The organism is Glaciecola sp. MF2-115 (assembly GCF_047250385.1).
GTDB lineage: Bacteria > Pseudomonadota > Gammaproteobacteria > Enterobacterales > Alteromonadaceae > Glaciecola.
Genome location: NZ_JBLBVM010000036.1, coordinates 38,822 through 53,714 on the forward strand (window position 1 = coordinate 38,822; position 14,893 = coordinate 53,714).

Sequence of the window (14,893 nt, forward strand, 5' to 3'; positions counted from 1 at the left end):
TTACAACGGACCAATATAATAGACTGAAATTGATTGAAAAATAAACACATTTTTCAATTTATTTAAAATATTTCAAGAATTTAAACATATCATAGATTATTTTTAATTCCTAAAAGTTTTTAAACTCAATTACTTATGTGAATTTTTTGCACAACTTACTCTCAGCTAACAAACAGCTTATCCACAGTTTTAATCACATGTTGGTTCTATACTAGAATCTAATGTTTTCAAAACATTTATCGAGAAAATTAAAAATCGCTGAGTTTGTCGATTTATTATGGTAATTTTAGACACATTAAATTTGCTCATGCAGCAGTAAGTTTTTCTTAATATGCTGCTTTGTTTAAAGCCTGAAAAACCTAATAAATAACTCCGTGTGAGTTAACTAATAAAATCATAGGGTAATGATGCTCCATAGAATTTGGTTGTTTTTTATTGTTAGCGCGTTTGTTGCGACTTGTTGGAATGTAGTCGTAACGGGTGATTTAGGTGGTTTTGAAGACGTCATGAACGCCGTTACGTCAATGGCGAAGACTAGTGTCGATATCGCTATAGGCTTGATAGGACTCTTAGCATTTTGGTTAGGAATATTCAAAGTTGCAGAGCATTCAGGACTGATCGCTACCTTTTCTAAAGTTCTGGCTCCTTTACTTTGTCGCATTATGCCTGATATTCCCCGCGGCCATCCGGCATTGGGCAGTATCACAATGAATATGTCGGCCAATGTTTTAGGTTTAGACAACGCTGCAACACCATTCGGCATTAAGGCAATGCAAGACATGCAAAGCTTATCGCCTGTGAAAGACACACTCAGTAACTCTCAGATTCTATTTTTAGTTTTAAATACATCTTCCGTAACGCTATTCCCAATTGCAGTATTCCTTTATCGTGCAGAACAGGGGGCAGCTCAGCCAACTGATGTATTCATTCCAATACTACTGGCTACAAGTGCCTCTACGCTTTTTGGTCTTTTCGTCACTTGTGCCGTACAGAAAGTTAATCTATTTAATAGAGTTGTTCTAACTTATCTGGTAGGCGTATTTAGCTTACTAGCTGCGGTCATATTATATTTTTCGAAATTGGCAGCTGATCAACTCGCGGCGCAGTCTTCACTGATTGCTAATTTCTTACTGTTGCTATTTGTTGTTGTAGTTTTAGTGCAAGGCTGGCGAAAAAAACAAAATACTTATGAACAATTTGTCGATGGTGCGAAACAAGGTTTTGAAGTTGCCATCACAATTATTCCTTTTTTATTAGCAATGCTGTTTGCGATAGGCATGCTAAGAGCGAGTGGTTTGCTTGATATGGTCATGAATGGAGTATCTTATTTGGTAAGTAGTGTCGGTATGGATACTCGCTTTGTAGATGCGATACCGAATGCATTGATGAAGCCACTAAGTGGTAGTGGAGCGAGAGCGCTCATGATAGAGACCATGCAACACCATGGCGCAGACTCTTTTGCGGGCAGATTAGCGTCAGTCATGCAAGGTTCTACCGAGACGACCTTTTACGTACTAGCCGTTTATTTAGGTGCCGTAGCAATTAAACATAGCCGATACGCAGTAGCTTGTTGTTTGGCTGCCGATTTCGCTGGTATTTTTGCCGCTATTTGTGTGAGTTATTGGTTTTTTGGTTGAGCGTTGCTTGGCTGAACGTAGCTTGAATGAGCTAAACGCGATTGAAAGAAGCACGGTTGCAAGTTACTCGTTTTATCAAAGCTTGGTGAATGCTTGTCGTTTTAAATTACGGCAATTTTCATCAGGCTGGCGAGTTTTAATCGGATTTTTGAATCGTTTTTGACATTCTTGCTTACAAATAAGGCATCATTTCGTCATAAATATCACTTCTTTGAGTAAATAGAGTGAAAGCGCTTCTATTGGGCTTTCACTGAGTGTTATTATGCGAACTTATAATTTAACTATATTACCGAGCGATAATTCTAGCGAATGAGCCATAAAATTAAACAATATGAATTAATCAATGCCCAAGTACAGGCGTTAATAACTGGTGAATCTGACATGATTGCCAACATGGCGAATATCGCCGCCGTGCTTTTCAACAACTTGGAACAAGTTAACTGGGCTGGATTTTACTTTTACAAAGAAGAACAGCTAGTTTTAGGGCCGTTTCAAGGGCAACCTGCTTGTATACGTATTCCTATGGGGAAAGGTGTTTGTGGCACCTCTGCAGCAACTCAAAAAACAATTGTTGTTGCAGATGTACATGACTTCAAAGGTCATATTACGTGCGATACAGCATCAAATTCTGAAATTGTCCTACCAATTATGTTCAATGATCGTTTGATCGGCGTACTTGATTTGGATAGCCCAGTAATAAATAGGTTTGATAACGAAGACAAGAATGGGCTTGAAACCCTCGTCAACATCTTTGTGCAAGCAATGAATATAGCGGAAGCTGCATAGTGAAGAGTTTAGTCGACATTCACGTAATGCTGAGTACGCCAGACGATATGGAGGATGTGCATGATGATCCTTACGAAGCGTCAGAAAAACTAAATACTATCTTACATATGGTTTTTGACCATATTGATGAAGACGAAGAAGTAGAAAAAATTCACAGAATCATAGAGAAAACGTGGGAACATTGGCACCTCGAGAGCTATTTATTAGATATTGAGGTTGACGACTTGGTTGATTGGGTGGATCATCTACTCTCAACTTGGGATGATTCCGAAGAATCGTAAACAACACAAACTACGAAGTAATTTAATGGACGAACAACAAAAATTAGCAAACAGTAAAGAAGTCTTAGCCTTCCTTGCTTCCGAATTTCCTAAGTGCTTTTCGCTTCAAGCTGAAGCTAAACCGCTTAAAATTGGCATTTTTCACGATTTGTCTGAACGCCTTAAAGATGATACTGGATTAAGTAAACGTCTGTTGAGAATGTCTTTGAGGCATTACACCAGTAGTTGGAAATACCTAGCCTCAGTGAAAGAGGGCGCTCATCGCGTCGACCTTGATGGTGTTGATGGTGAGTTAGTAGAGAAAGAGCATGCTGACCATGCTGCGACTCAATTGAAAGAGAGTAAAGCTAAAGCTGCGGAGAAACGTCAAGAGCAGAAGAAGCAACTTCAAGAAAAGAAAGGTTTAAAAAATCGAGCGAAGATACCTGGCAAAGGTGCTGCGTCCGATAAGAAACCTACTGAACGTAAGTCAAAGCCTGCACCAACTAAAGTTAAAGTTCGTGAATTGGTTGACGATGACCTAAAGGTAGGGTTACAAGTGTCAGTTAAAGTTGGCAGTACGCCAATGCCGGCCACCATCACTGAAGTTGCAAAAGATGGCATACAAGTGCAACTAAATTCAGGCATGTCGGTCAAAGTACAACGCGCACAGTTGCGTCTAGTCGTATAACGTCATGCAAAACACAGTAAGGTAGGTAATATGCAGTTAAATTTGGGTACAACTTTTAAAAAGCAATTGATATGGATTTCAGTAGCAAGTGCTTTGGTCGTCGGTGCAAGCTTTGCGGGCCCTACAACTGAAACAGTAGAAACCATTCCTGAGCTTTCGCAAGAGTCCCAACACAGTAAATCTGCGAAACGTATTACCGATCACTTTACGCGTTCACATTATAAAAAAATCAAGATAGATAACGAATTATCTCAGAAAGTGTTTGAGCGTTATTTACGTTCACTTGATGTTAATAGAAACTTCTTTTTGGCCTCTGACATTGCTGAATTTGAAAAATCTAAAGATGCTTTTGACGATGCAATTCGTCAAGGTCAACTAGACATTGCTTATGATATGTATATTGTGAATTTAAAGCGTCGTGCTGAACGTTTTAAATTTGCTCTTACACAGCTAGATAAGCCGTTCAATTATGAAGTTGAAGGCGATAAGTATTTTTATGACAGAGAAGAGGCTGCTTGGGCAAAAACGACTGCAGAACTAGATGAAGTTTGGCGTCAACGTGTTAAGTACGATGCCTTAAACCTCAAGATGGCGGATAAAACATGGGAAGAAACGCAAGACATTCTGACCAAACGTTATCAGCGTGCAATAAAACGCCTTTCTCAGACTAATAGCGAAGATGTTTTTCAAACAGTCATGAATTCATTTGCGCGAAGTATTGAAGCGCATACAAGTTACTTGTCACCGCGCAACACTGAACGTTTCCAAATGGAAATGAACCTGTCATTAGAAGGTATTGGTGCTGTTTTACGAAGCGAAGATGACCATACTGTTATTGTTAGCTTAGTGGCAGGCGGACCAGCGGATAAATCAGCAAAAATAAAGCCTGAAGATAAAATTATTGCTGTTGCTCAAGAGGGCGAAGAGTTCGTTGATGTAGTAGGCTGGCGTTTAGATGAAGTTGTTGAACTTATCAAAGGGCCTAAAGGAAGTGTTGTAAAACTACAAGTACTGAAAGGCACCAGTGAAAGTAAAAAAATCGCTGAAATACAAATTACGCGAGACAAAGTAAAACTCGAAGATAGAGCAGCAAAATCAGAGGTTTACATACCAGATGCAGGACCACATAAAGGTCAAAAACTAGGTGTAATCACAATCCCTAGTTTCTACCACAATTTACATGTCGACGTAAAAAAAGAACTTGATAAGTTGAAGGAAGAAGACGTTCAAGGAGTCATTGTAGACTTACGAGGTAATGGCGGTGGCTCATTACCAGAATCCGTGCTTCTTAGCGGTTTGTTTATTGACAAAGGCCCTGTTGTACAAGTTCGATATGAAAATGGACGTATTAGCGTAGACCGAGACACTGACGGTGTTGTCCATTATGCGGGTCCTTTAACAGTGATGGTTGATCGTTACAGCGCATCAGCAAGTGAAATCTTTGCTGCAGCGATGCAAGATTATAAGCGCGCTATCATTATCGGCGAACAAACCTTTGGTAAAGGCACTGTCCAGCAGCATAGAGGTTTAAGCCGTATTTATGACTTAGACAAAAAACTAGGCGCCGTACAATTCACAATCGCAAAGTTTTACAGAATTAGTGGCGGCAGCACTCAACATAAAGGCGTTTTACCGGATATCTTATATCCTTCACCGATTGATCCTGCGGAATGGGGCGAAAGTAAAGAAGAAAACGCACTTCCTTACGATAGTATTCAAAAAGCAAACTACTCGCAGTTAGGCAATTATGACGGTCTAATTGATGGATTAGCGGCTAAACATACCGCGCGTGTAATGAAGGATCCAGAGTTTGCTTACATCTTCAATGACATTGAAGAATACAACAAGAATAAAGATAAAAACTATATTAGTTTAGTTGAATCAGAACGCTTAAAAACCAAGAAAGAAAACGAAGAAAAACAACTTGTCAGAATTAATGAAAGACTAGAAAGAATGGGCTTGGAGAAAGTTACCTCTTTGGAAGATGACTTGCCTGAAGAGTTGGATAAAATAGATCCATTCTTATTCGAAGCAGCCAATATCACCTTTGATATGGTGAATTCAGGAAGCTATGCATTAAATCTGGAAAAATAAAGATATATAGAACGATAGAGTAAAAGGCAGCAGCAAAGCTGCCTTTATTCGCTTAAAAAGTACCACTAATAAAAATAAATATAATGGGGTAATTATGAGTGCACGCGGTGAGTTTTCCTCACGACTAGGTTTCGTGTTGGCTGCTGCAGGATCTGCGGTCGGATTAGGTAACATATGGGGCTTCCCAACTAAAGTTGCTGAAAACGGCGGTGCTGCTTTTGTTTTAATGTATTTGGTTATGGCTTTTCTATTAGCCTACCCAGTGCTAATGGCGGAGTTAATCATTGGTCGTGCAAAGCGCGCGAACATGATTGACGCACTGGGATCTATTTCTAGCAACGCAAATACTCGTATAGCCGGCATTTTTACTGGCTCAGTTGGTCTCTTAACCGTTGTATTTATTCTAGCCTTTTACAGCATTGTCGCCGGTTGGATGATCGCATTCTTTGTCGATGCGGCAAGCAACATGATTGGGTTCAGCCTTCCGTGGTTAACTGAGTTTTCCGTATCTAGAAATGCGACGTTCATGGCTTTGTTTCTATTTCTAACAGGTTTCGTTGTTAGTGGTGGAGTGAGTAACGGTATCGAACGTTGGTCAGTTCGATTAATGCCTACACTGTTCGCCATCATTATTATCTTAATCATTTATGTCAGCTTCCAAGACGGAGCTGTTGATGGTTGGAAAGCCTATCTCGTTCCTGATTTCACGCGCTTACTTGATGCAGGTTTGCTGATTGACGCAATGGGTCAAGCCTTCTTCTCTATGTCCCTTGGTGTAGGTACGATGCTGGTTTATGGCTCGTATATCAACAAAGATGAAAACTTACCTAAGCTTGGTGCGTCGGTTGCATTAGTAGACATTGGTGTTGCAGTATTTGCTGGGATGTTAATTATACCCGCGATGTATGTGGCGGCTCACAATGGCGTTCAGATATTTACCGATTCTGGTGCGCTCATTCAAGGTGATAGCTTAATCTTCAATGTGTTACCTGCTTTATTCGCTACAATCGATGTAGTAGGTTGGGCGGTTGCTACAGGCTTTTTCGCATTGATGGTAATTGCCGCTTTAACTTCTTCTATTTCAATGCTTGAAGTGCCCGTCGCTTATATGGTCGACCATAAAGGTGTGAAAAGAAAGAAAGCTTCTGCAATTTTGAGCGTTGCGGTATTAATCATATCAAGTGTCATAATCCTTAATTTTAACGCTTTATTTGGCTTAGTAATCACTATGACAACGGAGTACAGTCAACCGTTGTTAGGTTTCGTATTGTGTATCTTCGCCGGTTGGGTTTGGAACAGAAATGAGATACTGAGCGAATTAAAGCACGGGCAAGAAGACGCTGAACAAAGTTTATTTTGGAAGATTTGGCCTTGGTATATTAAATTCGTATGCCCTGTAGTTATTGCATTTATGTTCTACCGTTCGCTGACAGCATAAGGAAATCACATGTCCACCCAAAAACAATTAAAAGAGCCGACAATTCTCGATGCTTTAATACCAATTATTGCACTCGTATTCCTTATGGGCTCAGCTGTTTATTTATATGGCGGGGATTCCTCTTATGGTCCAAATCAAATTGCGTTGCTTCTTGCGATGGGGATTGCGGCAATTATCGGTCTTAAAAACGGCCATACCTGGGATTCAATAGAGGCAGGGCTTGTTAAAGGTATTTCCATGTCTTTAGGGGCATGTTTAATCTTGTTTGCAGTAGGTTCATTAATCGGTACTTGGATGCTTGCGGGTACGGTACCGACATTAATTTATTACGGATTAAGTTTGTTAAACCCTACATTTTTTTACGCCGCAGCATGTCTTGTATGCGCAGTAGTCGCGATGAGTATAGGCAGTTCTTGGACAACCGCTGCAACCGTGGGTGTTGCACTAATTGGCGTGGCAACAGGAATGGAGATGTCACTTGCTATCACAGCGGGTGCGGTTATTTCGGGTGCTTATTTCGGAGATAAACTTTCTCCTCTATCTGAAACAACGAACTTAGCACCGGCAATTGCGGGCACTAACTTGTTTGAGCATATTAAGTACATGCTTTGGACGACAGTTCCAAGTTTCGGTATTGCTATGATTCTATTTGTTGTTTTGGGTTTTCAGGAAGATACTACTCAAGTGTCAGACAGCATCGCAATTATGCAGGAAACGTTGAAGTCCTATTTTAACCTTGAATGGCACATGCTGATCCCTTTATTGGTTTTGTTGACATTAGCAATAAAAAAGATGCCTGCATTTCCAGCCATAGCTATTGGCGCCTTGCTTGGTGGTGTTTGGGCATTGATCTTTCAGCCGGAATTAGTCGATTCAATGCTAGATAATGAACGTTCAGCGTTCGTTCAGAACCTAATGGTAGTATGGACTGCATTGTTTGATGGTGTCACGATCACGACACCTGACGAAAAGCTGAATGATTTGTTAAGCCGCGGTGGTATGGCTGGTATGTTGAATACCGTTTGGTTGATTATTTGTGCAATGAGTTTTGGCGCAGTCTTAGAAAACGTAGGTTTGTTGAAACGCATCGTTTCAGCATGTCTGCTCGGCGCGACGACTGCAGGTGACATGATAACTAGGACCATACTTACTTGTATTGGAACAAACTTAATAACGGCCGATCAATATATCAGCATTGTTATGCCTGGCCGAATGTATAAAGAAGAGTTTGAGAAGCGTGGGCTTCATCAGTTGAACTTATCACGAAGCCTTGAGGACGGTGGCACGATCACATCTCCATTAATCCCGTGGAACACGTGTGGTGCTTATATGCAAGGCGTACTTGGTGTACTCGTTGTTGATTATATATTTTATGCATTTTTCAACCTAATTAACCCTATACTAGCCGTGATTTATGCTTTTATGGGTATTAAAATTCTTCGATTAACACCGCCTAAAGTTAAGGTGGTAGAGCAAGGAATCTAAATTTGTCTCATGCTATTGTGAAAAAGCGCTTGGATTACCAAGCGCCTCAGTATCTTATCAACACAGTTGATTTAGTGATTGAACTCGATGCAAACAAAACTATTGTTACGTCAACACTTAATTTCGAAAAATCCCCATCTACAAATAATTGTGAGGTGCTTGATTTAGCATTAGACGGAGAAAATCTGTCTCTTATTTCTATCCAACTTGACGGTAAAGACTTAAGCGCATATAAAGTTGATGACGGTAAGTTAATTATTGATAGTCGAGCAATTTCGAATTTAACAAACTTCACATTGCTTATTAAAAATAGCATTGATCCGAGCAATAACGCGACCTTAGAAGGATTGTATCTTTCAAATGGTGCTTATTGTACTCAGTGCGAAGCTGAAGGGTTTCGCAAGATCACTTATTTCTTAGATCGCCCTGATATATTGTCTGTTTATACGGTCACCATCGTTGCGGACGCATCAACATTCCCACATGTGCTTTCCAACGGAAACTTAATTGAAGAAAAAGATTTAGGGCAGGGAAAGAAGCTAGTCAAATGGCATGATCCATTCAAGAAACCATGTTATTTGTTTGCTTTAGTCGCTGGAGACTTCGACAAACTCAGTGATACATTTACCACTATGAGCGGCCGCGAGATTCAACTTGAGTTGTTTGTTGACAAAGGTAAATTATCACAAGGCGGGCACGCTTTAGCTTCGCTTAAAAAAGCCATGAAGTGGGACGAAGAGGTGTATGGCCTAGAATATGACCTTGATATTTATATGGTAGTAGCTGTCGACTTCTTCAATATGGGAGCGATGGAAAATAAAGGTCTTAACGTTTTTAATAGTAAATATGTTTTAGCTGATTCAAACACAGCAACGGACGACGACTTTTTTAATATTGAATCGATTATTGGTCATGAATACTTTCACAACTGGACTGGCAATAGAGTTACTTGTCGAGATTGGTTCCAACTAAGTTTGAAAGAAGGCTTAACAGTATTTAGAGATCAACAATTCTCTGCAGATATGTTTAGCTATTTGGCAACGCGTATTAACCAAGTAAAAGTCATGCGTGAACATCAGTTTGCGGAAGATGCCGGCCCAATGAGTCACCCAATTCGACCTGACGAAGTTATCGAAATGAACAACTTCTACACAGTGACTGTGTACGACAAGGGTGCAGAAGTTATCAGAATGATGCACACGCTGTTAACCGCGGATGGTTTTAGGCGAGGCATGGATTTGTATTTTGAACGTCATGATGGCCAAGCGGTAACCTGTGATGATTTTGTTAACGCAATGCAGGATGCTAATGATGTTGACTTAACTCACTTCAAATTATGGTATTCGCAATCTGGAACGCCCCAGGTTAACGTCGAAAAAACTAGCTCTAAAGATCAGAACAAATTAGTGTTCAAACAGGTAACTGAACCTACAAGTGGTCAATCAGAAAAGCATGCCCTTTACATTCCTATCAAGATGGAGTGTATTGATGACAGTGACGGAAGCAAGATAGATATTGGTTTGAACAACGATACTTTTGTCCTTGATGCTGATTGTGCTGAGTTAAGTGTACCAACAAATGATTGTGTACCAGTATTGCTCAGTGATTTTTCTTCCCCAGTTAATCTCACTTACCCTTACGAGCTTGAAGACTTAGTGCTGATAATGACGCATTCTTCAAGTGATTACGCTAAGTGGGACGCGAGCCAAGCATTCTATACTGCACTGATTCTGCAAGTATACAAAGATGAGCAAGCTGATATTTCCACTTTAGTTTGGAATAAGCTAGAAGCTGCATTGACACAGGCAAATGATAACTTTGAGTTATTGAACGAAATGCTCTCCGTACCTAGTATCGAAACGTTAACACAAAGTTTAAAGCTTTCAGAGCCATTAAAGTTATCCAGGGCGCGTTCAAGTTTCCTTGCAGACATGCAAAATAAGCTTGCCGACTTTCTGCTTAATACTTTGAATGAAATACCAGTACGTCAGTATGATTATACAAAAACGCAAGTAAATGAAAGGCGATTAAGTAGCGCCATTCTCCAATTATTAAGTTATTCGAAATCCGAACTTGTTAGCAAAGACTTAGAAGCCCGCTTTTACAAAGCTGATAATATGACGGATAAATTGAATACTTTAAAAGCCGCGCAGATTTGTTCAGTCGATTTATTCGAAAAATTGATGCTTTCTTTTGAAGAGGAGTATTCTGAAAACGCTGTCGTCATGGATAAATGGTTCGCACTGCACGCAAGCACCTCTTGCCATGATATTCTGGCTAAATTGACATTATTGGCTAGTCATAAACAGTTTAATATCAAAAACCCGAATAAAGTACGCTCTTTAGTGGGAAGCTTTTCATTTTATAATACTGACGGCTTTCACGCATTGGACGGCAGTGGTTATCAATTTTTAGCAGATTACCTAATAGAATTGGATAAGATAAACCCGCAAATCGCGTCTAGGTTAGTAACACCACTTATCCAATTCAAGAAGTACTCAACAGTTCACCAGGACTTGATGAAAATGCAACTTAATAGGTTACTTGCTAGGAATGAGCTTAGCAAAGATGTATATGAAAAAGTCAGCAAAAGTTTGGCTTAATGAAGCATTGCCGTCTACTTAGATATGAGTGACACAAGATAATGAAACGATACTTATTCAACATAAATCTTTCCTATTTGGAATGTGAGAATTTGTATCTTTCGAGTATTAAAACAGTTGTTGTGATGGCGACAACGGGTGAACGAGTTCAAATACCATCAATTAGGTTAAGACCCTTTGTTGAACCAACGGGAATTAAGGGCTATTTTTGTCTTACCGTAAATAGCGAGAATAAAATTCAATCATTTGAGAGGGTAGATGGTTGAAAATAGAGCAAAGTCGTCGTATTTATGCCGTTTTATTGCATAAATCATTAACTGGTACGATTTGTTCTTGCGATTGATGTAAAATGATGTAATCATTTTGTTAATAGTTTACGTATTACTAGAAAAATATCGTGGAAAACGATAGTTCGGGAGAATGTAGGAACATGACATATAAGCCTCGCGCATTTAAAAAATCATCAATAGCAGTGGGTGTTGCTGCACTTTTAGCAGCAACGTCTCAAAGCGCAAATGCTGCTGATTGGAACTTTGGTGATTTATCAATAACGTTCGATTCAAATTTTACACTTGCTACCAGCATAAGAACTGAGGAACGAGACTTTAATCTTATCGGCCACAGTAACCAACCGGGTCTTGATTGGACAGGATATAACGCTGCAACAAACGTTATTTATCCTTCTGCTGACGTTTGGGCCTTAACTGATGGTGCTTATTCTACCAATGGTGACCTTGGTAACTTATCATACGATGAAGGCGATGCTTTCTCGACTCAGTTTGTAGGTCTGCATGAACTAGAACTCGCTTATGGTGATTTTGGCTTCTTCGCACGTGGATACTACTTTTACGATTTCGAAAACTCCGACAATGATCGTGCATATACAAACCCAATTACGGGCAATGTAGCTGATCCTTGTCGTGATTCTACAGCTTCTGACGAGCTCTGCTCAGACTTCAGACTGTTAGATGCATTCGTTTACGCGGACTTCTATGTCGGTGATATGCCTGTATCTTTGCGTCTTGGTGACCAAGTTGTGAGCTGGGGGGAAAGTACTTTCATCCAGCACGGTATTAATACTACAAACCCAGTGGATGTTACGCGAGCTCGTGCTCCAGGTGCAGAACTTAAAGAAGTATTCATTCCTGTCGGTATGTTATTTGCCTCAGTTGGTGTCAGTGACACTGTGAGTTTATCAGCTTATTACCAATACGAATGGGAACGTTCATTATTACCAGTTTCTGGTAGTTACTTCGCTGGCAATGACTTTGCGGGTGAGGGCGGTTCTTTCAACAATATCCAACTTGGATTTACAGGTAATCCGGATATCGATGCTGATACGCTTCTTACTCAATTGAATCAATTAGGTGCTGCTTTACAAGGCGGTGCTGATCCTGCACTAATCGGAGCTGCTTACTTAGCATATCCAACGAAAGTTGCGGTGAGAGAACAAAGTGACGCTGCGCACAATGATGCAGATGATCAAGGTCAATATGGTATCAAATTATCGTGGTTTGCTTCAGAGTTAAACGAAACTGAATTTAGTTTCTACCACATAAATTATCATAGCCAACGTCCTTTAGTGGCTGGTGTAACGTCTGATTTTCGACCTGAAGCTATTGCTGCTGACTTAGCGTTATTAGCATCTCCAGGCGGAATTACCAGAGATAATGTGACAGATTTACGTGCATTCACTAAGTCTCGTTTCGACTACCCAGAAGATATCAAATTATATGGTGTTAGTTTCAACACTAACTTGGGTGAAACGGCATTAGCAGGTGAATTTGCTTATCGTGTTGATGAACCTTTACAAATTGACGATGTCGAATTGCTTTATACAGGTATGCCTGAGCAATTAGCAAATGCGGGTTTAAGACCTGACCTTGCTGGCATTTCACAGTTGAATAACATCGGCAGAAATGTTGGACCTGGTGAAACGGCACAAGGATATTTATTATCGGATACGTGGCAAGCTCAAATGACAGCTTCTCACATTTTCGGTCCAAAATTTGGAACTGATAACTTAGTTCTATTAGGTGAGGCTGGTTATGTCCGCGTAGTAGACTTCCCAGATCCGAGTGTTATTCGCTTGAATGCGCCAGGAACATCAAGAACACCATCATTGGAGCCTGTTGTTGATAGTGCTGGTAATATAATTAGCGACAGAACCGGTTTACATACTGGTTTATCTGACGGTCCAGAAACAAATCCATTCGCTACAGATAGCGCTTGGGGCTATCGTTTATTAGCGGTTGCTGATTTTAACAATATATTTGCAGGTATTAATTTACGAACAAGAGCAACTTTTGCTCATGACGTAAATGGTACAACTCCGGACCCATTATTCTTATTCTTGGAAGATAGAAAATCAGCAAACTTATCGTTTACGTTTGATTATCTAAGCAAATGGTCTGCAACGGCGTCATACAGCTCTTTCTGGGGTGGTATAGGCACAACCAATGCACTTTCAGACCGTGACTTCGTATCTTTCAATATCAAATACGCAATTTAAGGACGTAGTAATGATTAAAAAACTAGGTTTAATCACGGCAGGGCTAGCATTAGCTTTGTCTAGTCAAATCGTATTAGCGAAGGTTTCTCAAGCAGAAGCTGACAAGCTAGGTAAAGAATTAACGCCACTCGGTGCTGAAAAGGCTGGTAATGCAGACGGTTCAATTCCTGCGTGGACTGGCGGTATCACTGAACTTCCAGCTGGTTACACACCCGGTGGTTTTCACGTTGATCCGTTCGCAGATGACAAAGTGTTATTTACAATTACTGCAGCAAACTACAAAGAATACGCTGAGTTTTTAAGTGACGGTCAGAAAAAGTTATTTGAAACTTACCCTGACACTTATAAAATGCCGGTTTATCAAACACGTCGTTCAGCAAGTAATCCACAGAAAGTGTATGACGCAACTAAAGCAAATGCTTTAAGCGCTGAGTTGCTTGATGAAGGTAACGGTTTGAAAGGTGCTTCAATGGGCGTACCTTTCCCAATTCCTAAGAATGGTTTAGAAGCTATTTGGAATCACACTCTTCGTTATCGTGGTGCTGCTGTTCAACGAAATGGCGGACAAGCTGCTGTAACGGCAAGTGGTGACTTCAACGTCATCGGCTTTGATGAACAGCTTATGATTAAATACTCTGAAGATGGTGTAACACCAGAGACTTTAGCTGAAGAAAATATTTTGTTTAAGTTTAAACAAAGTGTAACAAGCCCAGCAAGATTGGCGGGTACGGCTTTACTCGTTCATGAAACTGTTGACCAGGTAAAAGAGCCGCGTCAAGCATGGACTTATAACACAGGGCAACGTCGTGTACGTCGAGCTCCTAACGTTGCATATGATGCACCAGGAACTGCAGCTGACGGCTTGAGAACAACTGATGATTTCGATATGTATAATGGTTCACCAAACCGTTACAACTGGGAATTAAAGGGTAAAAAAGAGCTATATGTTGCTTACAATAACTATGCACTACATAGCGATGCTGCTAAATATGATGATATTCTAAAGCCAAATCATGTTAACCCTGATTTAACGCGTTTTGAAAAACATCGTGTTTGGGTTGTTGAAGCAACACTTAAGCCTGAATTTCGTCACGTTTACCAAAAGCGTACTTTCTATATTGATGAGGATAGCTGGCAGATCCAGGTCGCTGATATGTATGATAACCGCGGTGAATTATATCGTGTAGGTATCGCTCATGGTGTAAACTACTATGAAGTACCAACTCAATGGTCTACATTAGATGTATACCACGATTTGAACTCTCGTCGATATCTGGCGATTGGTTTAGATAATGAAGAGCAAATGTACGACTTCAGTATCGAACCAAACGACAGAGAATTCACGCCACAAGCTCTAAGGCGAGAAGGCAAGAGATAAACAAATCAG

General features: G+C 40.2%; 11 protein-coding genes. All 11 read left to right on the plus strand.

Annotated elements, in window-relative coordinates; translation table 11 throughout:
- Positions 1–407 precede the first annotated feature (407 nt).
- The 11 genes from ACKLNX_RS02555 to ACKLNX_RS02605 all read left to right on the plus strand — a co-directional run bounded on the left by ACKLNX_RS02555 (position 408) and on the right by ACKLNX_RS02605 (position 14,884).
- On the plus strand, positions 408–1,637 hold the full coding sequence (locus ACKLNX_RS02555) for a nucleoside recognition domain-containing protein (RefSeq protein WP_411694821.1): 1,230 nt from the start codon (positions 408–410) through the stop codon (positions 1,635–1,637).
- 309 nt (positions 1,638–1,946) lie between these two features.
- Positions 1,947–2,423 (plus strand): GAF domain-containing protein, encoded by a 477-nt coding sequence (locus tag ACKLNX_RS02560; RefSeq protein ID WP_411694690.1) that lies wholly within the window; start codon positions 1,947–1,949, stop codon positions 2,421–2,423.
- Positions 2,423–2,704, plus strand: a complete 282-nt coding sequence (locus ACKLNX_RS02565) for a hypothetical protein (protein WP_411694689.1) — start codon at positions 2,423–2,425, stop codon at positions 2,702–2,704. Before ACKLNX_RS02560 ends, ACKLNX_RS02565 begins: the two co-directional genes overlap by 1 nt.
- Before the next feature lie 25 nt (positions 2,705–2,729).
- Positions 2,730–3,374, plus strand: coding sequence for an RNA chaperone ProQ (proQ, locus tag ACKLNX_RS02570; protein ID WP_412971110.1), 645 nt, complete (start codon positions 2,730–2,732; stop codon positions 3,372–3,374).
- A 30-nt stretch (positions 3,375–3,404) separates the two neighbouring features.
- Positions 3,405–5,468 (plus strand): carboxy terminal-processing peptidase, encoded by a 2,064-nt coding sequence (gene prc, locus ACKLNX_RS02575; protein WP_412971111.1) that lies wholly within the window; start codon positions 3,405–3,407, stop codon positions 5,466–5,468.
- Between the two features lie 94 nt (positions 5,469–5,562).
- Complete coding sequence (locus ACKLNX_RS02580; protein WP_412971112.1) at positions 5,563–6,906, plus strand: sodium-dependent transporter; 1,344 nt, start codon at positions 5,563–5,565, stop codon at positions 6,904–6,906.
- Between the two features lie 9 nt (positions 6,907–6,915).
- A complete protein-coding gene (nhaC, locus tag ACKLNX_RS02585) occupies positions 6,916–8,391 on the plus strand; it encodes a Na+/H+ antiporter NhaC (RefSeq protein ID WP_412971113.1) in 1,476 nt (491 codons plus the stop codon).
- Positions 8,392–8,393: 2 nt separating this feature from the next.
- Positions 8,394–10,994 (plus strand): aminopeptidase N, encoded by a 2,601-nt coding sequence (gene pepN / locus ACKLNX_RS02590; RefSeq protein WP_412971114.1) that lies wholly within the window; start codon positions 8,394–8,396, stop codon positions 10,992–10,994.
- 41 nt (positions 10,995–11,035) lie between these two features.
- Positions 11,036–11,260: a DUF2835 family protein gene (locus ACKLNX_RS02595; protein ID WP_412971115.1), complete on the plus strand. Its 225-nt coding sequence runs from the start codon at positions 11,036–11,038 to the stop codon at positions 11,258–11,260.
- Positions 11,261–11,424: 164 nt separating this feature from the next.
- Complete coding sequence (locus ACKLNX_RS02600) at positions 11,425–13,506, plus strand: DUF1302 domain-containing protein (protein ID WP_411694682.1); 2,082 nt, start codon at positions 11,425–11,427, stop codon at positions 13,504–13,506.
- A 10-nt stretch (positions 13,507–13,516) separates the two neighbouring features.
- The gene (locus ACKLNX_RS02605; RefSeq protein ID WP_412971116.1) at positions 13,517–14,884 is read left to right on the plus strand and encodes a DUF1329 domain-containing protein; all 1,368 of its coding nucleotides are present in this window, start codon (positions 13,517–13,519) and stop codon (positions 14,882–14,884) included.
- Positions 14,885–14,893: the final 9 nt, after the last annotated feature.